Source organism: Psychrobacter faecalis (genome assembly GCF_016107575.1).
Taxonomy (GTDB): domain Bacteria; phylum Pseudomonadota; class Gammaproteobacteria; order Pseudomonadales; family Moraxellaceae; genus Psychrobacter; species Psychrobacter faecalis.
The window spans coordinates 20,248-44,389 of the sequence record NZ_JABAST010000005.1 but is presented as its reverse complement, the minus strand read 5'-3'; the positions used below and the strand labels follow the sequence as shown (position 1 = coordinate 44,389).

The following is a 24,142-nucleotide window of genomic DNA, read 5'->3' as shown; positions in this document are numbered from 1 at the left end:
TGAAGGTTCTGATATTTTGGTATCGATGTTTTCAGAGCATGATACTTATGCCGTTTATTTGCTTAAAAAGCAGGGCATCAGCCGCCTTGAGCTGACCCAGTATTTATCACATGGTCAAGACAAAGACGAGCCATCTGAGCCACGTGCTTCAATGACTGGTGAGCGCCGTAGTGCGTCAGAAAAAACCAGTAAAGATCCTTTGGTTGAATTTGCAACCAACTTAAACCAGCGCGCTGCTGAAGGTAAAACTGACCCACTAATCGGTCGTGGTCCTGAGATTGAGCGCGCCGCTCAAGTATTATGCCGTCGCCGTAAAAATAACCCACTATTGGTCGGTGAGCCAGGCGTTGGTAAAACCTCTATTGCTGAAGGGTTGGCGTGGCTGATTATCAATGATAAAGCACCAAAACCTTTAAATGGCTGCGTGATTTATAGTCTAGATATTGGCTCATTAATCGCTGGTACTAAGTACCGCGGCGATTTTGAAAAACGGATGAAATCACTACTTGATGCGTTAAAGAAAAAACCCAATGCGATTTTGTTTATCGATGAGATTCATATGATTATTGGCGCAGGCTCGTCAATGAGTAGCAATATGGACGTCTCAAACTTAATCAAACCAGCGCTTGCCAATGGTGAGCTGCGCTGTATTGGTTCAACAACCTTTACTGAATATCGTCAGGTGTTTGAAAAAGACCATGCCTTGTCACGTCGTTTTCAAAAAATTGATGTTAAAGAGCCAAGTGTCGATGACAGTATCGATATTTTACGTGGGTTGAAACCGCGTTATGAAGAGTTTCATAACGTCGAATATACCGACGAAGCCTTGGTAACTGCTGTGCAATTATCGGCGAAACACATTCACGAGCGCTTTTTACCCGATAAAGCCATCGATGTTATTGATGAAGCCGGTGCTTATAAGCGTTTAGGTATCGTCGCGGATCTAGACGATATTGACGCTGAAGAAAGCTTTATTGCCAATTTAGAACAAGACTTTGATGCGCAAATCGATGCCGATGAAGAAGGTCTTGGGGGTGATGCTGACGATGACAGCTTTGATACAACAAGCACTTCCAATGAAATGCAAGAGGAAGCAGATACGGCAAAAGCCAATGATCGTGCGAGCGGGTCTAAAAAATCTAAAGGCAAACGCGCACCGATAAAAATCGATGTTGCTGATATCGAAGCCATCATTGCTAAGCTTGCGCGTATTCCGCCCAAATCCGTATCAAGTGATGATAAGAGCATTCTTGAGCATTTAGATCGTGATCTTAAACACTTAGTATTTGGTCAAGATGAAGCGATTGAAACCTTGGCAGATGCCATTAAACTGTCGCGTGCCGGTCTAAAAGCACCAGACAAACCAATTGGCTCATTTATGTTTGCAGGTCCAACCGGGGTTGGTAAAACAGAAGTATCACGTCAACTGGCTAATTTGTTAGGTGTAGAGCTGGTCCGCTTTGATATGTCAGAGTACATGGAAGCGCATACGGCGTCACGTTTGATTGGTGCGCCTCCCGGTTATGTTGGTTATGACCAAGGCGGTTTGCTGACTGAAAAAATCAATCAGCATCCACATTGCGTGTTGTTACTTGATGAAATCGAAAAAGCACACCCTGATGTCTTTAACTTGTTATTACAAGTGATGGACCACGGTACGTTGACTGATAACAACGGCCGCGTGGCTATCTTTAAGCAAGTGATCGTCATTATGACCACTAACGTCGGCGCTGAAAGTATCAGCCGCTCTTCGATGGGCTTTACTCAGCAAGATCACAGCCGCGACAATACCGAAGCACTCAAACGCGTCTTTACCCCTGAATTCCGTAACCGTTTGGATGCGATTATTCAGTTCAACGCGTTAGATACGTCGGTCGTCGTCTCTGTGGTCGATAAGTTCTTGGTTGAGCTACAAGTACAGCTCGATGACAAGCAAGTGACGCTCGAGATTGACGATGAAGTCCGTGATTACTTGGCGGAGAAAGGCTATGATCGCCTCATGGGTGCGCGTCCTATGCAGCGCCTTATTCAAGACGAGATCAAAAAGCCACTCGCGAGTATGATTTTGTTTGGCGACTTGGTAAACGGTGGGGTAGTCCATCTAAGCTTAGAACCAAAAGAAGCCAATGAGCAAGACGGTGATACGGTTAAGCTTGATAAAACTAGCGGTAAATCTTCGGATAAAGGTTCAGCCGACAGTCGTATTATCTTAACGGTCGTTGAAACCCATGAGCCGCATCCAGATTCTGAGTCACTAGCTAGCTAAGTTTTTGCTATTGATATAATAACAACGGTTACGGTGTTATAAAAACGGTTACAATGGTAGCCGTTTTTTTATTGCTATAATTTATTGAATAATCGTATTTCTTATCCTCCTATAAAAAATAAAAAAGGACCTATCATGGAATTGTTTGATGAAAAATCTACGAAAACCGAGGCCCAAAAACAAGCGATTTTGGACAATGTGCGCTTACCGGACGACTGGAAACAAGCCTTAGCAGAAGAATTGACCTCTGATAATATGGATAACTTGCGCGCTTTTTTAAAAGAAGCTTATCAATCAGATGATAGTATTTATCCGCCAGCGCCCTTAATGTTTAATGCGTTAAATCTAACGCCATTATCACAGGTGAAGGTGGTGATACTGGGTCAAGACCCTTATCATGGTCCAGGGCAAGCGATGGGTTTATCGTTTTCAGTACCAAAAGCCATACCAAAACCGCCGTCTTTAAATAATGTGCTAAAAGAGATGGCGAGTGACATCGGAATCGCTCCTTCAAAACATGGCGATCTGACTTATTGGGCGCAGCAAGGCGTGTTGTTATTAAACAGCTCGCTTACGGTACAAGAAGGCACGCCAAACAGCCATCAAAATAAAGGTTGGGAGCAGTTTACCGACGCCGTGATTGACGTGGTCAATGAACAAACAGAGCATACGGTATTTATATTGTGGGGCAGTAAAGCGCAGAAAAAAGGCAAATATATCAATACCGATAAACATTTGATTCTGACCGCTGTACATCCATCGCCGTTGGCTGCCAACCGCGGCGGGTTTTTTGGTTCTAAGCCGTTTTCTAAGACCAATGATTATCTAATACAACATGGCCAAAAACCGATTGACTGGCAATTGCCACAGTAAATGAAAAATATACAGAATATAAGCTTGCAGCCATTTCAGGCAATTAACTACCAACTTGCTACAGATGAACTTTGGGCAGTCGAAGATATCAACTGGATGCAACAAGCGCTTAATCTTGCTAAGCAAGGCGCTGCACGTGAAGAAGTGCCCGTAGGAGCAATACTGGTACACAATCAGCAGATTATAGGTCAAGGTTTTAATGAGCCGATTGGACGCCATGACGCAACCGCGCATGCAGAGATTATCGCGTTAAGGGATGCCTGCACGCGTTTAAACAACTATCGCTTGCCGCTTCAGACAACGTTATATGTGACTTTAGAGCCGTGTACTATGTGTATTGGCGCGCTGATTCATGCTCGCGTCGATAGACTTATCTATGCAGCAAGCGAGCCGAGGGCTGGTATGGTTGGTAGTCAAATGAACTTGGCTGCCGAGTCTTTTTATAATCATCGTATTCAAGTGTATAAAGGTCTGTGCCGTGAGCATAGCAGTCAAATGCTAAAGGCTTTTTTTCGTGAACGTCGGCAAGCGTCCAAACGAAAAAAAAGATAAAAAAACCGTTCAAATGATTAACAAGATATTAGTCTCACTGCTAGTGATAGGGAGTTATGTTTGCTATACTATCGCCCTATTTGCTTACGAATCTGTCTATTACCGTGCAAGCGTTTGATAGCGCAGGGAAATTCTTTGTTTACCACGATGTCAGCTCTGCCGACGATTAAGTGAGTGTTATGTCTGCTTTTATACCTAATACTAATGACAATAGTGAGACGCCGTCATTGCGCTATCCGGTTATCTGTATTGATGGTCCAAGTGGGGCAGGTAAAGGCACGGTTACGTGGCGCTTAGCGCAAACTTTGGGCTATCAGCTGCTTGATTCAGGGGCGTTATATCGCATCGTTGGTTTAAAAGCGTTTGAAGCAGGTCTGATTACAGCAGATGCCAACCAAGCGATTGATGAGACTGCGTTATTAGAATTGACCCAAAGCTTACAGATCGTTTTTGAGCCTAATAGCGATTCAGGGCGCGTGGATATTATTGTCAATGGCGCTAAGATTGGTGAGCAAGTACGCAATGAAACCGTTGGCGGTTATGCTTCACAAGTTGCAGTTTATCCAAAGGTGCGCCAAGCATTGCTTAAATTGCAGCAAGATATGGCAACCCAATCAGGATTGGTTGCGGATGGTCGCGACATGGGCACGGTAGTTTTCCCCGATGCCGATGTAAAGGTCTATCTGACCGCAAGCGCTACCGCTCGTGCAGAGCGCCGCGTGGTACAGCTATTAAAAGCTGGGCAGGCGGCCGACTTTGACGCGATTCTGGCAACGATTAAAGCGCGAGATGAGCGTGATGAAAACCGAGCAACGGCACCGTCAAAACCGGCTGAAGATGCACTGGTTTTAGATAGCTCAAACCTAGACGCTGACGCGGTTTATGAGTTGGTAAAAAAACATTGTCAAGATAAGGGTGTTTGTTTTAATCGTTAATAAAAACAACATTTTAAGTACTAAAAGGTTTCCTATGGCTTCCGTTTTAGTATAAAATTGTATAAATATAAGTAAGACAGTCGTTGCTAGTGAGTTCGCTAAAAAATCGCTTATTAGCAACAACCGTTTTTTTATATGACTGCATAAGATATAAAACCAGTATTCTCGTTTTATACAGTCATACATTTGATCCGTACTGTGCTGGACAGGATACGGCTATACAAAGGTAGACATAATGGAATCATTTGCTGAACTATTTGAAGCGAGCATCGAAGAAACAGGTCTTGATATCGAGCGTGGCTCGGTTATTACTGGTACTGTTGTAGCCATCGATAGCGATTGGATCACAGTAGATACTGGTCTTAAATCTGAAGGTATCGTCGCTCGTGAAGAGTTTTTAAGCGAAGAAGGCGAACTTGAAGTTGAAGTTGGCGACACAGTCGACGTCGTGGTTGAAGCGGTTGATAACGGTATGGGTCAAACCTTACTGTCACGCGAAAAAGCCAAACGCGTTGAGACTTGGAATTTCCTTGAGAAAATCTCTGATAACGATGAGATCGTTAAAGGTATTATTTCTAGCAAAGTAAAAGGCGGCTTTACCGTTGATATCGGTTCAGTTCGCGCGTTCCTACCAGGTTCATTGGTAGACGTCCGTCCGATTCGTGATACCACGCATCTAGAAGGCAAAGAGCTAGAATTTAAAGTTATCAAACTTGATCAAAAACGTAACAACGTCGTGGTAAGTCGCCGCGCTGTTATGGAAGCTGAAAACTCAGCTGAGCGTGAAGAGCTATTGAACAAGCTTGAAGAAGGTATCGAGATCGAAGGTATCGTTAAGAACCTAACTGATTACGGTGCATTCGTTGATCTTGGTGGTATTGATGGTCTACTACACATCACTGACATGGCGTGGCGCCGTATCAAGCATCCATCTGAGGTGGTTGAAGTTGGTCAAGATCTAAAAGTTAAAGTATTGAAGTTTGATCGTGAGCGCAATCGCGTAAGCTTAGGTCTAAAACAACTTGGTACAGATCCTTGGGATAACGTTGGCGGCACATACCCAGTGGGTAGCGTTGTTAAAGCTCGCGTAACTAACTTGACTGACTATGGTTGTTTTGCTGAAATCTCTGAAGGCATTGAAGGTCTAGTCCACGTATCAGAGATGGATCACACCAATAAAAACATCCACCCATCAAAAGTTGTGCAAGTGGGTGACGAAGTTGAAGTGATGATCCTTGATATCGATGAAGAACGTCGTCGTATCAGCTTAGGTATCAAACAAACTCTTGCTAACCCATGGGATGAGTTTGATAAGAAACATGAGCGCGGTGATAAAATCACTGGTACGATTAAATCTATCACTGATTTCGGTATCTTTATTGGTCTAGACGGTGGTATCGATGGTCTTGTTCATCTATCTGATATCTCTTGGAACGAAACTGGCGAAGAAGCTATCCGTAACTACAACAAAGGCGACACCGTTGAAGCAATGGTATTGTCTGTAGATTCAGAAGCCAACCGTATCAGCTTAGGCATCAAACAATTAAGCTCTGATCCATTCAACGAATACCTAGTCAACAATGACCGCGGTGCTATCGTTAATGGTAAAGTAAAAGAAGTAGACGCGAAAGGTGCAACTATCGAACTTGCTGACGAAGTAGAAGCTTATTTACGTGCTTCTGAGATTCAACGTGATCGCGTTGAAGATGCAACCAAGCATCTATCTGTTGGTGATGATGTTGAAGCGAAAATCATCAGTGTTGATCGCAAAACTCGTAACATCAACTTGTCAATCAAAGCCAAAGACGAAGCTGAAGAGCGTCAAGCGATTAAAGAATTGGGAAGCACTGGTACGACTGCTGCTGCCGGTTCTGATGCACAGCCAAAAACCATTGGTGACTTGATCAAAGAACAAATGCAGTAAGCGGTAGTTTGTTGATATAGTTATACTATAAAAAGAAAGCGACTCCGGTCGCTTTTTTTTGTGATTAAATTTGAGTATGGGGCAAGTTAGTAAGGTTTTATGGTAAAAAAGGAAACTCTTATTCCTATTTATGCCAATATCCGCTATCATTTGCAACATTGAGTAACGAGATGTGAAAGTTAAATTAAACAGACCTAAACGGTTCATTTACTTCATATCATCTTATCCATTAATCAATAAGGTCCATGTGATAATGCAGCAAGCAATTAACAAGTCCGAATTTATTAGTAATCTGAGTGCGAATTGTGACAACATGACAGACACTGTCGTCGATGATGCAGTACGCGAAATATTAAATTTGATGACCGATACCTTAGCCAATGACGGCCGAGTAGAGGTGCGTGGCTTTGGTAGTTTTTGTCTTCATCATCGCCGTGCCCGTATGGGGCGCAATCCTAAAACAGGCGAAAGCGTACCCGTACCTGCAAAAGCCATTCCACACTTTAAGCCGGGCAAAGCGCTACGTGAAGCTGTCAATGCCAAGGTAGCAAACGGTTAGGTAAGCAGAGCCGTCAGAATGTCGCGTTCTTTGTTAAACGGTTCATACGATTCAACATAAAAGGATATCTCTGATGCGTATTTTACTGCTGGTATTACTGTTTTTAAGCTTCGCTTATTCGCTCGGTTTGGTATTGGCCAATAATACCGAAGTTGGGGTGAATCTACTTTTCTCCCAAGCACCAACGATGAATTTGGGCTTATTACTGATTCTGTGCTTGATACTAGGCATTGTGATTGGCATGCTACTCGCGCTGCTTATCTTCCGTGTGCTACAAAATAAGTGGGAAATCTCACGGCTACAAAAGCTAAATGCCAATCTGCAAGAGCAGGTGACGCAGGCCAATATCGTCATTGACCGTCAGGCAAACGCACCATCAGTACAAGAAGCGGTTTACGGCGCGACAGCGACCAATGTACAAGACGGCAGCGTTATCGATGTAGACGATGGTGCTACTTTAACCAAGCAAAAGCGTGAGCATTGAGTGCTAACTAAGCATTCTTATATTGAGACGTTTATATAATAATTTAATAATAATCATTTAATAAACTGATAGAACGTGGCACAACTATGAATAACACCATCCATTCTCCAGTCGTCGTTGCACTGGATAATATGACTAAAGATGCCTCTTTAGCACTAGCTGACCAATTAGACCCAGCGTTATGTCGCTTAAAAGTAGGCAAAGAGCTGTTTACCCGCTGTGGTCCTGAAATTGTTAAAGCGCTACATCAGCGTGATTTTGACGTGTTTTTGGACTTGAAATTTCACGATATTCCTAATACCACGGCACAAGCGGTACTTGCAGCAGCCGAGCTTGGCGTATGGATGGTCAACGTGCATGCAAGTGCGGGCCTTGAGGCCATGTCATTAGCCAAGCAGCGCTTGTTGAACGGTAATTTTGAAACCCTGCTAATCGCCGTAACCGTGCTGACTTCTATGGACAATCAGGCACTGACGCAAACAGGTATCACCGACGGCCTAGATGCCCAAGTGAGCCGTTTGGCACAATTGACCAAGCAAGCAGGTCTTGATGGGGTAGTATGCTCAGCACAAGAAGCAAAAACACTTAAAGCATTATGTGGTGAAGATTTTAAATTGATTACTCCTGGCATTCGCTTGCCAGACGACAATGCTGATGATCAAAAACGTATCTGTACACCGAAGCAAGCGTTAGCAGATGGTTCTGATTACTTGGTGATTGGTCGCTCAATCACCCAAGCTGTTGATCCTTTGGCTAAATTACAATTGATATTGAACAGTCTTTAGCGCTATAGATCGACCGTATAATAAAAAAAGACAGCCTAATCCGCTGTCTTTTTTACTTTTTGCTCGTTAACGAAAAGCTGCTACACTGGTTAAATTCACGCTAATCGTAAGCTGAGGAAAAAGCTGACTTTTGCAAATAGTTTGATTGGATAATAGTAAAACCTATGAAATTACAGATTTTAAGTGACTTACATATTGATAGTTATGCGCGGCAGTCGTATCCACTAGGGCGCATCCCTAAAACGGACGCAGACGTGGTATTGGTAGCGGGAGATACTGCCAATAGCGATGATGGTATGCCATGGCTACAAGAGCAGGCAGCGCATTTGCAAGTACCTTTGATTACCATCGCGGGCAATCATGAATACTTCGGCGAAGATGTGCTGCATTTCGATAAAAAGCTTGCCACTTGGGATAATTATGATAGTGAATTAGAGCAGGGCGTGCGCTTTTTACAGTGTCAGTATATTGACATCGGTAAGGTAAGGATTCTAGGTTGTACGTTATGGACGGACTATCAATATCAAGCCGATGCCGATACGATGGCAGCGGCTAGGCGTTTTATGCGCGATTATAAGCAAATTTATGCGGGTGGCGAGCTGTTCTCTCCTGAAGTATCGATACAAATCCATACTGCACATCGTCAATGGCTACAGCAAGCGCTGATAACGGCGCAAGCATTGGGTAAAAAAACGGTGGTCATGAGTCATCATAGTATTAGCCCATTATCTGTGTCTGAGAAATTTGCCAACTTGCCGAGTAATGCCGCCTTTGTTAGTGATTTATCGAGCTGGATGCATGAGGACTGGGCACCTGTGCTATGGGTACATGGCCATACCCATGAAGCCTTTGATTATCAAATTAATAAAACGCGGGTGATAGTCAATCCGCGTGCTTATCCTAATGAGGTGAGCAGTACCGAATTGGCGTTCATCTGGAACAAAGTGGTGGATATTGGCTAAATCCTGTTAACCAAGCGCTTATATCGATATGTAGCGGAATAAGCTATAGTGCAACTGACCTTATATTTTGTTCATTCTCATCAATAAATCTGCTACGCTTACTATCATGAGTAAATTGCCTAATAATACCCCATCGGGACGATCGACACCGGCTGAAAAGCCTACGAACCTCAGGCCGAACGCACCTGCACCTTCTCACTTACCTGACAGTATGATGTCTTCGGTCGGTTTGTTGCCGGTAGATAAAAGACTGATTTTATTTACCAGACATTCTCTGCGCGAGCGCTCTGATGGTAATGGTTTTGCCAGTTATCAATTGCCGCTAACGCCAAAAGGTCGCGTGTTGGCAAAGTCTTGGGGGCGCTGGCTAGCAGAACATTTGCCGTATTCGCTCGATGTTGATAGTATCTCAAGTCCGATTGGTCGCTGTATTGATACCGCGCAGCTGATGCAAGAGGGTGCGGGACTACGACGTGATATTGCCCATCAATCGCTACTGGTTGAACCTGGCAGTCTGGTGACCGAACCTGAGATTGCCAACCCGATTTTTAAAGAAATTGGTGTGCTAAACTTTATCAATCGCTTCTTACAAGGCAATCTTGAAGGCACGAAAAATGCTTATCAAGGCGGACTTGATCTTTTATCGCTTTTTTATCAAAACCAGCCGCAACATGGGCATTTAATGCTCGCCGTCAGTCATGATACGTTACTATCAGCGTTTTTGGCAGTGATGCTAGACGTGGTTGAGATTGATTGGAATGATTGGCCAAAGATGATGGAAGGGGTGTTTTTGTGGTTTGATGATAAGCCTTTTGAGCAAGCCAATGCCTATTTCGTTTGGCGCGGGCAAGTATATATTCGTCCAATCAGCGATTTATTACAGGGCTACCGTGCCGCTGGTTTTCATCCAAGCAAATTACTATTGCCACCAGAAGTAAAATGGACATAGGCTTTATTTTTGGAGTATTTAATTAGCCTTATAATGTTTTTTAAATAGTAACGGTTACCTTTTAAATAGGCATAAAAAAACCTTGCCCCAGTATGAAAACCAGTAGCAAGGTTTTGGTCATCACACCATCAAGTGCGATGCGGTCTAAACGCAATCAATCTTAAGCTTGTAGGCCTTTGATAGTTTTGTTTAGGCGGCTCTTACGACGAGCAGCTTTATTCTTATGAATAATACCTTTGTCAGCCATACGATCAAGAACCGGTACCGCTTTTTTGTAAGCTTCGGTAGCCGCGTCATAATCTTTAGCAGCGATAGCCGCATCAACACGTTTTAGATAAGTACGAACCATAGAGCGTTGTGACGCAGAGTTCTGACGACGTTTGGTGTTTTGACGGGCGCGTTTACGAGCTTGTGCAGTATTAGCCACGCGTATCTCCTTGATAAAGACAGATAAAAATATGAATGTTGATTGCAATAATAATGGGTTTAACAATCATCGGTGACGAGCAGCCTCTCGCCAAACATGATGTCGATGTCTATTATGAGGGCACTTATCTGTTATTAAAGCACCTAATAGTAATAGAGCATCGCTCGTGCCAGAACTGTTTGGAATAATTAAACAGCGTTGACGTGTAAAGCCGGTTATCTTAGCAAATTATTGCGCTTAGAACAATATATTTGATGATTAATGCTAAAAGAAGTTATATTAGCCGATCTTAAAGGTTTAATTAAAGGGTTTATCGCGCTAACAAGTGAATTATATAACAAAAGTTAGACTTAAAATTCTGAATGATTCCCATAAACCTAACCGTTGATAAAATCTCTTACAATAAATTGTGTAGAATAGCGCTAGCGAGTTGTTAATTTAGGTATGATACCAAAGCAAACAATTTCTATAAGACATCATTTTTAGCATTATAAACACCCCAACATGATATAAATGGATAGGCTATGCAGCGAAAAGCAATTGTAATTGGCGCAACAGGACTGGTCGGACAGCATCTTGTTAAGCAGCTTAGTGAGCTTTATGACACGTTGATTGTGATTGCACGGCGGCCGCCTCGCTACATCAATGCCAGCATGCGCTTTTATCAGGTCAATGATTTTGATAACTTGGCTGAAATATTTGCCAGTGTCGGCGCAGATAGTAAGACCGATGCCTTTAGCTGCCTTGGTACCACCAAAAAACAAGCAGGTAGTGATGAAGCGTTTCGAAAAGTTGACCACGACTATAATGTCAATTTTGCCACATTGTGCCGTGCGAAAGGCGTGGAAAACTTCTTTTTATTGTCCTCAATGAATGCCGATATCGACAGCCGTTTTTTATACAATCGGGTCAAAGCGGAAACAGAGCAGTCTATTATGGCGCTAGGTTTTACCCAGTTGGTGATTTTTCGACCATCACTATTACTTGGCAAGCATAAAGGCCGTCCGCTTGAAAGCTTTGGTCAAAAAGCCTTTAAACTGATCTCGCCAATCGTCCCCGAGTCATTATCCTTGCATCCTATTTCTGCCAAGCGCGTTGCCAGTGCGATGGCGATGAGTGCGCATGAGGTGTATCAGCGTAATAAATATCGTAGTGAGCCTACCATTACAGACACGGAAATTATCGAAAATAAACAGCTACTAGCAATGACCAAAGTCAAAAAATAGCCTAAACATAAATTAATAAAAACTCAGATTTCATGATAGATAATTCAACTATTTAACTTAACAAGGAGCGTCACGATGTCAGACACAGCAGAAACAACCACGATGAATAAAGACAACTTTGTCACTTGTGATTTATTAGATGCCAATCCTGAGTCGCAGGTATGTTTGCCCAATATTGAAGGCAAATCATTTTATAGCTTTGGCGGTAAAGACAGATTTTGCGGTGAAATCGTGACGGTAAAATGCTTTGAAGATAATAGCCGTGTAAAATCCTTATTAAACAGCGATGGCAAAGATAAAGACGGCAATGGCAAAGTCTTGGTCGTTGACGGTGGCGGTTCAATGCGCTGCGCGTTGCTCGGCGATATGATTGCGCAATCAGCGATTGATAATGGCTGGGCAGGGGTGGTGGTATATGGCTGCGTGCGTGATGTAGATGATATGGCGCAAATGGATATCGGTGTCATGGCGCTTGGTTGCATCCCGCGCAAATCAAATCGCCGCGATGAAGGTCAAACCGATATTGAAATCCGCTTTGGTGATTTAACGTTAAACTCAGGTATGTTTGTTTATGCCGACAATAACGGCATTATCGCAAGCGAAAAACCATTAATTTAAAAATAGCTTATACTTTAACAGTAGCTTAATGGTTATAACTCCGAGACCTCAGCTTAATCGTTGAGGTTTTTGTATTTAAGTAGCTTGTCGTTATAGATGAATATGCGTTTTATCAATTGTTTAGTTTTTGGTTTTTTCATAACAAGGCTAAGTGACAAACCGTTACGGCATAAATTTTGGTAATTGCGCAAATATTCGTATAATAGCTTTCTGACTCTTAACGTTGACCCTATCCTTTATGTCTATCACTGCTTTGACCGACGCCTTTGACCCTATTAACCAGCAGTTATTTCCTATCCAGAATGCCGAGCGGCGTTGGCTGGCGCCTGTGCATGGAGCAGTCAGTAGCTTGTGGCTCGCAAGTCTGGTACAAACGCCGCTATGGGATGTGGCTGACCGTCTAAAGGTTGTGGTGACGCGTGACCAAAATCAGCTTAACCAGATAGAGACGGAGTTGGCATTTTGCGGCGTCGATGCTTATGTGTTCCCTGATTGGGAAACGCTGACCTATGATGAGCTGTCTCCGCATCAAGATATCGTCAGCGAGCGTATTAACCTGTTAACGGATATGCCAACGTCAGGGGTATTGTTAATATCGGTACAGGCATTGATGCACCGTGTCGCACCGCCAAGCTGGTTGATAGGGCAGCATTTTGATTTGAGTGTCGGTGATCGATTTGATATCAATACTCAGCGCGAACTATTGGCAAAGGCGGGTTATCGCGCGGTTGAGAACGTCTTTGAGCCGGGCGAATTTGCCGTACGTGGTAGTATCATTGATATCTTTGCCATGGGTCAGCCATTTCCGCTACGCCTAGATTTATTCGATGATGAAATTGAGACCATTCGCTTTTTTAATCCGCAGACCCAGCGCACATTGACCGTTGATGACCTCAAAACCATGATAAGCGGCAACGATAGCAGCATGGGCAAAGAATCGCTATCGCTGCTGCATAAACTGCCAGATATCTCAAAGCCCATTAAGCAATTTCAAATACTACCCGCTAAAGAGTTTCCGCTCGATGAAGGGCGGGAGACGTTCCGCACCAACTTTGCCGCCATGTTCCCCAATGCCAGTAGCCGCAAATCTGAGCTGCATAAAGATGTCATGGCAGGTATTGCCAGTAGCGGACTTGAGTATTATCAGCCACTGTTTTTTGATTTAAAGGATTGGATGGCAGAAAGTAGTTTGTTTTCCTATTTGCCAAGCGATGCCTTGTTTATTACCGATGAGCTGATTAACGAAAAACAGGCAGATTATTGGTCACAAATTCAGCGCCGTTATGAAGAGCGCCGTCACGATATTGACAAGCCCATCGTTGCGCCTGAATTGTTATATTTATTATCAAATAGTCTAAACGAACATCTTAATCATTATCCGCGAGTGATATTGAGTGCGCGTAATGAGCTTGCGACCATGACTGATGTCGCTGCGATTGATAGCATTGATAACGATGACGCAACCTTAGCATCTGAACCATTAACCCTGCCGCCAAAAAAACAAGGGCTAGTGACACTAAGTGCGCAAGAGCCGCCACAACTACCAGTCAATCATCAAAAAGCCGAACCCCTTAGCGAACTGTTAGCGTTTTTAGAGTTGCAAGCGCAAACAGCAACACCTGTATTAATTGTGGCAGAAACGGCGGGTCGGCGTGAAATTCTGATTGAACTGTTTAAAGGCAAAATAGATGTCAAAGCTTACGATAGCTTTGAGGCGTTTTTAGCAGCGGACAAATCGAAGGATAATAGTAATAAGTTACCGCAAGTCGGATTGACCATTGCGCCTATTGAACGCGGTGTTTACGTGCCTGAGCGCTTAGTGGTGATTAGTGAGACGCAATTATTTGGCCGGCAAGTGCTGCAAACGCGTCGTCGCCGACAAAGCGGGGTGTCAGAAGAGTTCTTGGTTAAAAGCGTCACCGAAATCACCGAAGGCAGTCCAGTGGTGCATATCGAGCATGGTATTGGGCGTTACAATGGCCTGATTACGCTCGATGTTGGTGACGGCGAGCAAGAGTTTATCCACCTAAAGTACGCTGATGACGCCAGTATCTATGTACCGGTTGCCAATTTACAAATGATTAACCGTTATAGTGGCGGTGACCCTGCACTTGCGCCCCTACACAAAATTGGTAGCGGTAAATGGGATAAAGCCAAGCAAAAGGCGCTCGAGCAAATCCATGACGTGGCGGCTGAACTGCTTAATATGCAAGCACGGCGCGAAGCGAAAGTCGGTATTCATTTTAAAATCGACCCATCGCAATATGAGCTATTTGCCAGTCAATTTGCCTTTGAAGAAACGCCTGATCAAGCCAATGCCATTCATGCGGTGATGGAAGACATGCGGCAGAACCAGCCGATGGATCGACTTATTTGCGGTGATGTTGGTTTTGGTAAAACAGAAGTGGCTATGCGTGCGGCGTTCATTGCAGTGAGTGCCGGTTATCAAGTGGCGGTGTTGGTGCCGACAACCTTGCTGGCAGGTCAACATGAAGACAATTTCCGCGACCGTTTTGCTGATTGGCCGGTACGTATTGAAACCTTGTCGCGCTTTGGTGGTAAAAAGCATCAAGATACGGTGTTAACAGACCTCGCAGCAGGTAAGGTCGATATCGTCATTGGTACGCATAAACTTCTGCAACCTGATGTGAAGTTCTCTAATCTGGGCTTAATGATTGTCGATGAAGAACACCGTTTTGGCGTACGCCATAAAGAGCGTATCAAGGCGATTCAGACCGATGTAGACAGTATGTCGATGACCGCGACGCCAATCCCTAGAACGCTTAATATGGCGCTCTCAGGGATGCGTGATATGTCGATTATTGCCACCCCGCCTGCACGTCGTCTGGCGATTAAAACCTTTGTCATGCAAAAGACCGATGCCTTATTAAAAGAAGCCATCTTGCGTGAGCTACTACGCGGCGGACAGGTTTATCTATTGCACAATGATGTCGCCAGTATTGAGCGTATGGCCGAGACCGTCCGTGAACTGGTGCCTGAAGCACGAGTAGGGGTTGCGCATGGGCAAATGCAAGAGCGCCAACTTGAGCAAGTGATGCAGCAATTTTATCATAAAAAGTTCAACGTGCTGATATGCTCGACCATTATCGAAACCGGTATTGATGTACCCAATGCCAATACTATTATCATTGAGCGCGCCGATAAGTTTGGTTTGGCGCAATTGCATCAGCTGCGAGGTCGTGTTGGCCGGAGTCATCATCAAGCGTATTGCTACTTGCTCGTACCTTCTATCAAAGGGCTTAAAGGCGATGCCAAGCGCCGTCTGCATGCGATTGAACGCGCCAATACCTTGGGTGCAGGCTTTATGCTGGCAAGCGAAGATTTAGAGATTCGTGGCGCGGGTGAAATCCTTGGTAAACAGCAAAGTGGTAACATGCAAGCGATTGGCTTTAGTCTATATATGGACATGCTTGAGCGCGCAACGAAGGCGATTAAAGCCGGTAAAGAGCCAGATTTAAGCACGCCATTGTCGCTGACTAGTGAAATCAATTTGCACAGCTCAGCGCTAATACCAGAAGAATATTTGCACGATGTGCATCAGCGCTTATTGTTTTATAAACGTATTAGTAATGCTGATGATAAAGAAGCCTTGACCGATATCCGTACCGAAATGATTGACCGTTTTGGGACGCTGCCCGACCAGACTAAGCAATTATTTGCTATTCATGGACTGCGTATACAAGCTGAACCATTAAAAATTAATAAGATTGATGCCAATAGCAGCAGCCTAACACTAGAATTTGCGCCTGATACGCCGGTCGACGCCTTAGCAATTATTCAGCTGATTCAAAAAGACGGTCAGCGCTATCGTATGAATGGCGCATCTGGTATACGCTATCAGGATGCCAATAAGCTGGCAACACCGCAGCAGCGTGTCACCATCATTCAAGACCTATTGCGCTATTTTAGCGAGCATACAGTGACAGAGTCTGCCTAGCTTTGCTTGTTTATATCGTTAAACTAAGCACATTTACGAAATCGTTTAAGTACAGCAAATACCATACGCTAAGACAATCGGTCACGGCGCTATTTTATCGCTTGGATAACTGATAAAATAGCGTCATCTTATTAGCCTGCTGTTTCTTTAAGCATAATGTTTTAAGCGTATTATAGTTTAGTAAATTCAGTTCTGCTTTTCTGTATTTTAATTCCATTTATTTGAGCGTCATAACAAGAGAACCGTCATTATGTTCCAACTTCATCATAAACTTGCAGCCGACAGTTTTTTAGTGGGTGATTTCCCATTATCAACCTGTCGTTTAATCAATGATTGTCAGTTTCCATGGTTAATATTGGTACCGCGGGTATCAGCTATCAAAGAGTTGTATGAGCTATCTGAGGCAGACCAAGCGCAGTTTTTGCGTGAGTCGAGCTGGTTATCAAGCCAACTTGCCAAGACTTTTCAAGCAGATAAAATGAATGTCGCCGCCCTCGGTAATCAAGTACCACAGCTACATTTTCATCATATCGTTCGCTATCAAAACGACATGCAATGGCCAAATCCAGTATGGGGTATTCCTGCTGTCCCTTATACCAAAGAAGTGTTGGCGCAAATGCAGCAAACGCTGATGATGGCGCTGCGTGGTCATCACCAAATGCCGTTCGATTGGCAAATGTAGTTAAGCTTTAGATAATGGTTGATAAATGTGATTTTAGTGTTTTCTAGTTAAGACGTTTTATTTGAGTCATTTTATTTAAGTAGGCATGCTTAAAGTAAAATCATAGTGAAGTGGCTTTTAAGGGTAATGGAAGGTTTTGTTACTATAAACTATTTCACATTTGTTTGTTAATCGTTATATTAGAGAGGGGGTTGGTTAAATGGATATAGCCAACTTATCTACTCGCAGCCGTTTTCGTGGATTGATGTGTATTGGTAGTTATCAATAGTTATCATTGATTGAGCACGCATCACAGGTTGCGGGATATTTAATCTTATACTGAGATACTTCAGTTGAAGGTTTTACTCTATGTTAAGGATAACAAATGGCTACTTCTTCTGCTTCTCCAGCGTTATTACGACCTTCTATGTTACTCATCTCTATTTGTACCACTGTATTGAGCCTAACGGCATGTGAGACGGATTCCACGGAATCTGCTTCAACACAGTCGGCATCCGTGCAATCTGCTGCAGCCTTGTCCGATTCGAGGCCAACGATTAGTGAAAACGCTACTGACGCAGCGGACAGCTCTGTCACGTTTAATCACAGTGCTTCTGCCATGTCTATGCGAGCGATGCCGACAAGCCAGTATTTGGTAGGTAGCGGTAAGGCAGATATCACTGGTGCTGCTGCCGAAACTGGCATGTTTGGTTATGCTGCGGGACAGGTAGTACAAGGTATCAACGACCGTTTGTACTCTCATGCTTTTATTATCGGCGAAGCGGATAAAAATGCGGGCAAACGTGTCGTCTATGTATCAGCAGATATGGGCGCGATGTTTACCGCGGTAAAACTTGAGGTCATTAAACGTCTAAAAGCGGATTATAGCGACTTATATAACGATGACAATGTCATGCTCACCGCCACGCATACCCATGTGGGTAACGCAGGCTACTCACATCAGCAGCTGTATCAAATTGCCAGTACCGATGACACGCTAGCAGGCTATAGCAGCCAAAATTTTAATGCTATCGTCAATGGTATTGTCACCTCAATTAAACGTGCTCACGCTAACTTGACGCCAGGGACGCTATCTTTGGCGCAAGGCGAGCTAAAGGGTGCAACAGTCAATCGCTCAGAATTTGCCTACAACAATAATAACGACGCCAAAGATTTTGATAGTAATGTCAATGAAACCATGACTCAGCTGCGTCTTGATGCTGCCGATGGTACACCAGTCGGTCTGATTAACTGGTTTGCGCTGCATCCAACCAGTTTTAGTAATAAATTTATGCACCTAAGTGCTGATAACAAAGGCTTTGCTCAGCGCGGCGCGGAAAAGATTTTTGGCGGAGAATCAGACAAACCGTTTGTCGCAGCTTTTGCCAATGCTGACGAGGGTGATGTGTTAGCCATAGGTGGTAATGCCAACTCAAAACCCGGCTTTCAAGGTAGTAATAACGAGTGGGAAAACGTCAGACGTGATGGGCAGATGCAGCTGGATAAAGCGGTTGAGCTTTGGCATCAAGGCGTGCCGGTTACTGGACCCGTGGACGTACGCGCGCGCTGGATTGATTTAAAGGGCTATCAGGTCGATGGTAAATTCACCAATGGCGCGGGTAATAAAGTCTTATGTATGCCAGCTCGTGGTTACTCGTTTGCCGCTGGCGGGGAGAATGGCCCCTCGAACATACCTGGTATGTATGAGGGCATGACCCGAGAAAATTTCCGTATCAATGACGATATCAATAAAGTCGATCAATCGTTTTTGGGCAGTTTAACGCGCGGCGCGTTTGGTATAGTGTCGACCGTTAGCCAAGATGATTGTCAGGCGGAAAAACAAGTCTTATTGCCAACGGGAAGTTGGGGCTGGATTAATACTCAGCAGCCGGTGCAACTGATGCGTATCGGTAATATTGCTCTCGTTGCTATCCCTGCCGAGCCGACGACCATGGTCGGACGCCGGATGCGCGCCGCCGTGCTTGCTCAACTACAAGACTCGGGGGTTGATACCGTTATTATTAATGGTTTGGCGAATAACTATAGCGGCTATTTGACCACGCGCGAAGAATTTGCTACTCAGCATTACGAAGGCGCGTCTACTGAGTATGGTCCATATCAAACCGCTGCTTATATCCAAGAATATACTCAACTAGCGGCAGCGCTACGTGATGGTATAGAAGTCTATGACAGAACCACACCGCCTGATCGCTCAGGCAAATCCTTTAACGAGCGTCCAGGCGTGGTCTTCGATGATAAGCCTTTAAAGCAAACTTGGGGACAAACCCTCACTCAGCCCAAAGCCAGCTATCAAAAGGGTGACATTGCTACGGCAGTATTCCGCGGCGCTCATCCTAAAAACAATCTACGTACCGAAGACAGCTTCTTAAAAGTGCAGCGTCTTGACAATGGTAAATGGGTCGATTATTTAAGTGACAGTGATTTTGATACCACTTATACGTGGCAGCGCGAAGGAGCGGCGTATAGTAAAGCCATCATTGATTGGCGAATAGCTAAGGACACCCCAGCAGGCACTTATCGCTTGACCCATCAAGGCGACTGGAAGAACGGTTGGACGCATAAGATTAAGCCTTATTCAGGCGTTTCTAATAGTTTTAGCGTGCAATAATTGCCTTATTCAAATAGTCGTTGAGTATGGACTTATATTTATTTTTCACTTCGCAAAAGTCAGATAGATATTATCTGGCTTTTTTGTCTTTGTCATGGTTATTAACTCAAGTCGTTTTTAACTAGGATTGTTTTCGTTGACCATGAGCTTCACACTGCTTTTTATGGCTAATAAGCGACAAGTGGTATGCTTTTACTTACCAGTGTCCTAGGTAAGTCAGCATTAAAGCCGTATAATAGATAGATTTCCTATCTACTTATATTATCAAATGTTGATAAAGCGATTTACTTATTAACGCATTTACTTGTTAACTTAAGGGCTTAGCAACCTGAATGCTTATTAACCTAAGTACTTATTAACCTAAGTACTTATTAATCTAAAGACTGCACAAAAACATATGTTAATAGAAGATCCGCTTTAATTTTTATTCAAACCTTCGACAGTTTTCCTTTAAGCGAACCTTGACCATGGCATTTTTTGAAACCACAAGCCCAAAGATTCCTGTACAGGGTGGTAGTAATAGCAATGCCTATCGATTTGATTATCCAGAAATTTTTGTTTTAATACTAACGGTCGTATTGCTCGCAATACATTACAACTTTAGTCCGACGTCGATGGCGCTCGCTGTCGTGGTTTGTCTGCCGAGTTTGCTGATTTTAATCTATAACTATCGCCGGCCAGCCAGTTTTTGGACGTCTAACATTGTTATTATTTTATCTTCAGCGGTCATAGGTTCGATACAGTTTTGTGCAGTGATTTCGCTCAGTCTAGCAGCGCTCATCGGTCTGCGGATTATTCTTAGTAGCCCTGAAAACCATCTTAAACTTCTCGCTGCATCAGTAGTGACGGTCATTGTCTTTTATTACGTCAGTGTGACTTTAAATAGCACGGAGATGGACTGTCACGACAGCTTTGTTACCCCTGCGGTGTTATTGGCCAGTATGATTGTGATACTGTGCCATTTTCGCCATGTTTATCGTGATTATGTAGATTATGAAGCGCGAGCGCGGCAAGCGGCTGGACGTCTAAATACCATGGTTTCTGTCATTAATAAATTGACGCGCTTTGTACCGCCGCAAGTTTGGGAACCAATCGTTAAATCTGACAGTCCCGTTAGCGTCGAAAATAAACGTGCCAAACTGACGATGATGTTTTCAGATATTGTCGGCTTTACAGAATTGTCCGATAGTCTGAGCGCTGACAATTTGGCGGACATTCTAAATACCTATATGCATTGTATGACGTTAATCGCCAATAAGCACGGCGCGGTGCTGGATAAGTTTATCGGCGATGGGATGGTGTGCTTTTTTGGGGAGCCGAACAGTCGAGGGCCGCGCCAAGATGCGCTTGATTGTGTGGCAATGGCGATAGATATGCGCCGTGAAATGCGCACCTTGCGGCAAAAATGGCGGCTGCTCGGTTTCGAGGGACTATATATCCGTATCGGCATTACCACCGGCTACTGTCACGTCGGCAATTTTGGCAATAACAACCGTTTGAGCTATACGCTGATTGGGAAAGAGGCCAACCTTGCGTCAAGGCTTGAGGCAGTCGCGGGTAAAGGCCAGATATTTATTAGCGAAAGTACCCATGATTATATTTCGCATGATTATGACTGTGAATATGTCGGTGCTTTTCAGCTCAAAGGTTTTGATAATAAGGTAAGCGCGTGGCAAGTACTCGACCCTGATGAAAATAAAGGTCAGTTGTCAAAATGGGTGGATCATACGCTACCTGGTTTTAATTTGCATTTGAACTTTAAAGACATGCAAAATAATGACTATCAAGATATCAGAAATCGCTTGAATCTAGCGCTTGCCCGTATCGAACAAGAAGAGCAGGCGGCGCTGCTTGAGATAGTCACAGCAAGTAAGCAGGAAAATATCAGTCATAATTAGGTACAGATTGATTGCGACTTGAAAGTATTTATAAAAAGAAAAATCCAGTTATTTATCATAACTGGATTTTTTAGTTTCATTTCATGCTTCAGCTTTATTATTTAATGATTTTCTTTCGCATGGTTTAACGTGTATTTAGGAATCTCAATCGTTAAATCATCATCTTCAAGCATCACTTGGCACGATAGGCGTGAATCAGGCTCCAGACCCCACGCGCGGTCTAATAAATCCGCTTCGATATCGTCCATCTCATCTAAGGTGTTAAAGCCCTTACGCACCACGACATGACAAGTAGTACAGGCTTTTGACATCTCGCAGGCATGTTCAATCTTGATGCCTTTTTCAAGTAGCGCTTTACATAAGTTTGTGCCCGATTCTAGCTCGACTTCGGTGCCTTCTGGGCAGATTTCATGGTGAGGTAATATTGTAATTTTTGGCATAAGTTATTCGTCCGCTGCTAATCAATTAAAAATAAAAAAGGTCAATCTAGTACAGTTGCTAAGTGAGTGTCTTAAGCGCCTATCATATGATTGGTATAAATGCTATCTACTACCAATCTTGCGCACTGGTACCCGACATACTTGCTTTGACGCTTTGATTCATAATACACGCGGCAAAAGCATCACTGTGTGGCTTTAATTTGCCTTGCGCGCTTTCAATAACGGTTAAGTCGTCGGTGCTAAGCGCGGTTTGCAAGGCTTGCATGCTCTCGGTCAACGACCGCTGCTCTTCAGGTGTGATTAACGCCGCAAACTCGTTAAGCGCCGACTGTAGCGCCAATAATTCACGTTCCGCTTCTACTTTGGTTTCAATTAGCGAGCGCGCATTTTTGTCTTCTTCCGCATACTTAAAGCCTGCGATTAATAATTGCTCTTTTTGCTCATCAGACAGACCATAAGATGGCACAATATCAATTTTACTTTCAGTCTTGGTCGTTGTTTCTTGCGCACTGACGGTCAGCTGACCATTGGCATCAATACTAAAGGTCACTTCGATACGCGCAAAGCCCGCTTTCATCGGCGGAATACCATATAGCTCAAAGCGTCCAAGTGAGCGGCAGTTATCCACTGTTTCACGCTCGCCTTGCACCACATGAATGACCATGCCGGTTTGACCATCTTGGTAAGTGGTAAAGACTTGGCGTTTTTTGACGGGAATAGGGGTGTTGCGCGGAATCAGCACTTCAACCAAGCCGCCCATAGTCTCAAGACCGAGCGATAAAGGCGTCACATCGAGTAATAACAAGCTATTATCGCTGTCACCATTGACCAATTGATACGCGGTTTGGGCAGCACCTAAAGCCACAACTTCATCTGGATTAAGACGGCAAAGCGGTTCTTTAGCAAAGAAATCTGCCACCACCTGCTGCACCGCAGGCATACGCGTAGAACCACCGACCAAAATGACTTCATCTAAGTCAGCGACAGATAATTTGGCATCACGCAATACTTGCTCGCAGACACTTAGCGTGCGGCGGCTGACAGGCTCTGCAATTGTTATCAAATCGTCGCGGCGTAACACACCTTGAAAAGAGCGCTCATTAACAACAATGTCGATATCGACTTGCTCAGCATCGGTCAATGCTTGTTTATAGCTTTTTGCTTGTTGGGCGAGTATGGATTTGTCGTGCAGGCTCACGTCTTTAGGGTCAATATTTAACTGCTTAATCAGCCAATTGGTCAGTAAGCGGTCGATATCATCACCGCCAAGCGCACTATTGCCGCCCGTTGCTAAGACTTCAAACACGCCATCGCTGAGCTTTAAAATAGATACATCAAAAGTACCACCACCCAAATCATAGATTAAGTAGTAGTTTTCACTATTGTCATCAGTAGGCTGATCAAGACCGTAGGCAACGGCGGCCGCGGTAGGCTCATTTAATAAACGCAAAACGTTAATACCAGCAGCTTGCGCCGCATCTTTAGTAGCTTGACGCTGCGCTTCATCAAAATAGGCGGGCACAGTAATCACCGCACCTTGTATGCTGTCATCTGGCAAAGCGCTTGCGGCACGTTGCTCTAGCGCGGCTAAAATACGCGCTGACACTTCGACAGGAGAGACTTCACCCTGCGCCGTCACAAAAGCTGGCATGGCATCTTTGCTGCCACTTAACTCATAGGGATGGGAGAATTTAATATCGGCTTGGCTACGGCCCATAAAGCGCTTAGCCGAGACGATGGTATTTTTTGGATCATCTGCTAAATGGGTAAGGGCATCATAGCCGACTAAGGGCTTGCCAGCACTTGGATAGTAGACCACCGACGGCAATAAGGTATCGGTCGTTGTATCGGCTTGCAAAACTTGCGCCTTGCCTGAGCGTACCACAGCGACCAATGAGCGCGTCGTACCAAGGTCAATTCCTAGGCCAAAACGATGTTGATGAGGTTGGGCACTTTGATTGGGTTCGGCAATTTGCAATAAAGACATAAGAAAACT

Annotated in this window: 18 protein-coding genes and 1 pseudogene; 16 read left to right on the top strand and 3 right to left on the bottom strand. The window is 44.1% G+C overall.

Annotated elements, in window-relative coordinates; translation table 11 throughout:
* Positions 1 to 214 precede the first annotated feature (214 nt).
* From JFC07_RS02825 to JFC07_RS02780, 10 genes and pseudogenes are all read left to right on the top strand, one after another.
* Positions 215 to 2,266, top strand: a pseudogene (locus JFC07_RS02825) (AAA family ATPase); the annotation flags it as partial.
* Between the two features lie 135 nt (positions 2,267 to 2,401).
* Positions 2,402 to 3,139 (top strand): uracil-DNA glycosylase, encoded by a 738-nt coding sequence (locus JFC07_RS02820; RefSeq protein WP_068404512.1) that lies wholly within the window; start codon positions 2,402 to 2,404, stop codon positions 3,137 to 3,139.
* A complete protein-coding gene (gene tadA / locus JFC07_RS02815; RefSeq protein WP_082894267.1) occupies positions 3,140 to 3,691 on the top strand; it encodes a tRNA adenosine(34) deaminase TadA in 552 nt (183 codons plus the stop codon).
* Between the two features lie 179 nt (positions 3,692 to 3,870).
* Complete coding sequence (gene cmk / locus JFC07_RS02810; RefSeq protein WP_191689669.1) at positions 3,871 to 4,626, top strand: (d)CMP kinase; 756 nt, start codon at positions 3,871 to 3,873, stop codon at positions 4,624 to 4,626.
* A gap of 235 nt (positions 4,627 to 4,861) precedes the next feature.
* The gene (gene rpsA, locus JFC07_RS02805) at positions 4,862 to 6,550 is read left to right on the top strand and encodes a 30S ribosomal protein S1 (protein WP_068404509.1); all 1,689 of its coding nucleotides are present in this window, start codon (positions 4,862 to 4,864) and stop codon (positions 6,548 to 6,550) included.
* Positions 6,551 to 6,803: 253 nt separating this feature from the next.
* Positions 6,804 to 7,109 (top strand): integration host factor subunit beta, encoded by a 306-nt coding sequence (locus tag JFC07_RS02800; protein ID WP_068404507.1) that lies wholly within the window; start codon positions 6,804 to 6,806, stop codon positions 7,107 to 7,109.
* Positions 7,110 to 7,182: 73 nt separating this feature from the next.
* Positions 7,183 to 7,593 (top strand): lipopolysaccharide assembly protein LapA domain-containing protein, encoded by a 411-nt coding sequence (locus JFC07_RS02795; RefSeq protein ID WP_068404506.1) that lies wholly within the window; start codon positions 7,183 to 7,185, stop codon positions 7,591 to 7,593.
* Positions 7,594 to 7,679: 86 nt separating this feature from the next.
* Entirely contained in the window at positions 7,680 to 8,378 is a 699-nt protein-coding gene (gene pyrF / locus JFC07_RS02790; RefSeq protein WP_068404504.1) for an orotidine-5'-phosphate decarboxylase, read from the top strand.
* Between the two features lie 164 nt (positions 8,379 to 8,542).
* Complete coding sequence (locus tag JFC07_RS02785; RefSeq protein WP_068404502.1) at positions 8,543 to 9,340, top strand: metallophosphoesterase; 798 nt, start codon at positions 8,543 to 8,545, stop codon at positions 9,338 to 9,340.
* Between the two features lie 106 nt (positions 9,341 to 9,446).
* Positions 9,447 to 10,289 carry a histidine phosphatase family protein gene (locus JFC07_RS02780; protein ID WP_068404500.1) on the top strand — a complete coding sequence of 281 codons (843 nt, stop codon included), beginning with the start codon at positions 9,447 to 9,449 and terminating at the stop codon, positions 10,287 to 10,289.
* 160 nt (positions 10,290 to 10,449) lie between these two features.
* Here the strand turns inward: JFC07_RS02780 and rpsT are convergent, their stop codons facing one another.
* Entirely contained in the window at positions 10,450 to 10,716 is a 267-nt protein-coding gene (gene rpsT / locus JFC07_RS02775; RefSeq protein ID WP_010200097.1) for a 30S ribosomal protein S20, read from the bottom strand.
* 524 nt (positions 10,717 to 11,240) lie between these two features.
* Here rpsT and JFC07_RS02770 point away from each other — a divergent pair.
* The 6 genes from JFC07_RS02770 (at position 11,241) to JFC07_RS02745 (ending at position 21,706) form a co-directional block, all read left to right on the top strand.
* Positions 11,241 to 11,942, top strand: a complete 702-nt coding sequence (locus tag JFC07_RS02770) for an NAD-dependent epimerase/dehydratase family protein (protein WP_068404498.1) — start codon at positions 11,241 to 11,243, stop codon at positions 11,940 to 11,942.
* 75 nt (positions 11,943 to 12,017) lie between these two features.
* On the top strand, positions 12,018 to 12,560 hold the full coding sequence (gene rraA / locus JFC07_RS02765) for a ribonuclease E activity regulator RraA (protein ID WP_082894266.1): 543 nt from the start codon (positions 12,018 to 12,020) through the stop codon (positions 12,558 to 12,560).
* A 238-nt stretch (positions 12,561 to 12,798) separates the two neighbouring features.
* Positions 12,799 to 16,518 carry a transcription-repair coupling factor gene (gene mfd / locus JFC07_RS02760; protein WP_191689665.1) on the top strand — a complete coding sequence of 1,240 codons (3,720 nt, stop codon included), beginning with the start codon at positions 12,799 to 12,801 and terminating at the stop codon, positions 16,516 to 16,518.
* Positions 16,519 to 16,768: 250 nt separating this feature from the next.
* Positions 16,769 to 17,200 carry an HIT domain-containing protein gene (locus JFC07_RS02755; protein ID WP_191689663.1) on the top strand — a complete coding sequence of 144 codons (432 nt, stop codon included), beginning with the start codon at positions 16,769 to 16,771 and terminating at the stop codon, positions 17,198 to 17,200.
* A gap of 364 nt (positions 17,201 to 17,564) precedes the next feature.
* Positions 17,565 to 19,808 carry a neutral/alkaline ceramidase gene (locus JFC07_RS02750; RefSeq protein WP_227678243.1) on the top strand — a complete coding sequence of 748 codons (2,244 nt, stop codon included), beginning with the start codon at positions 17,565 to 17,567 and terminating at the stop codon, positions 19,806 to 19,808.
* A 467-nt stretch (positions 19,809 to 20,275) separates the two neighbouring features.
* Entirely contained in the window at positions 20,276 to 21,706 is a 1,431-nt protein-coding gene (locus JFC07_RS02745; protein WP_191689661.1) for an adenylate/guanylate cyclase domain-containing protein, read from the top strand.
* A 101-nt stretch (positions 21,707 to 21,807) separates the two neighbouring features.
* Here JFC07_RS02745 and fdx read toward each other — a convergent pair whose 3' ends face one another.
* Both fdx and hscA read right to left on the bottom strand, forming a co-directional pair.
* Entirely contained in the window at positions 21,808 to 22,146 is a 339-nt protein-coding gene (gene fdx / locus JFC07_RS02740; protein WP_068404490.1) for an ISC system 2Fe-2S type ferredoxin, read from the bottom strand.
* 109 nt (positions 22,147 to 22,255) lie between these two features.
* Entirely contained in the window at positions 22,256 to 24,133 is a 1,878-nt protein-coding gene (gene hscA, locus JFC07_RS02735; protein ID WP_198328083.1) for a Fe-S protein assembly chaperone HscA, read from the bottom strand.
* Positions 24,134 to 24,142 lie beyond the last annotated feature (9 nt).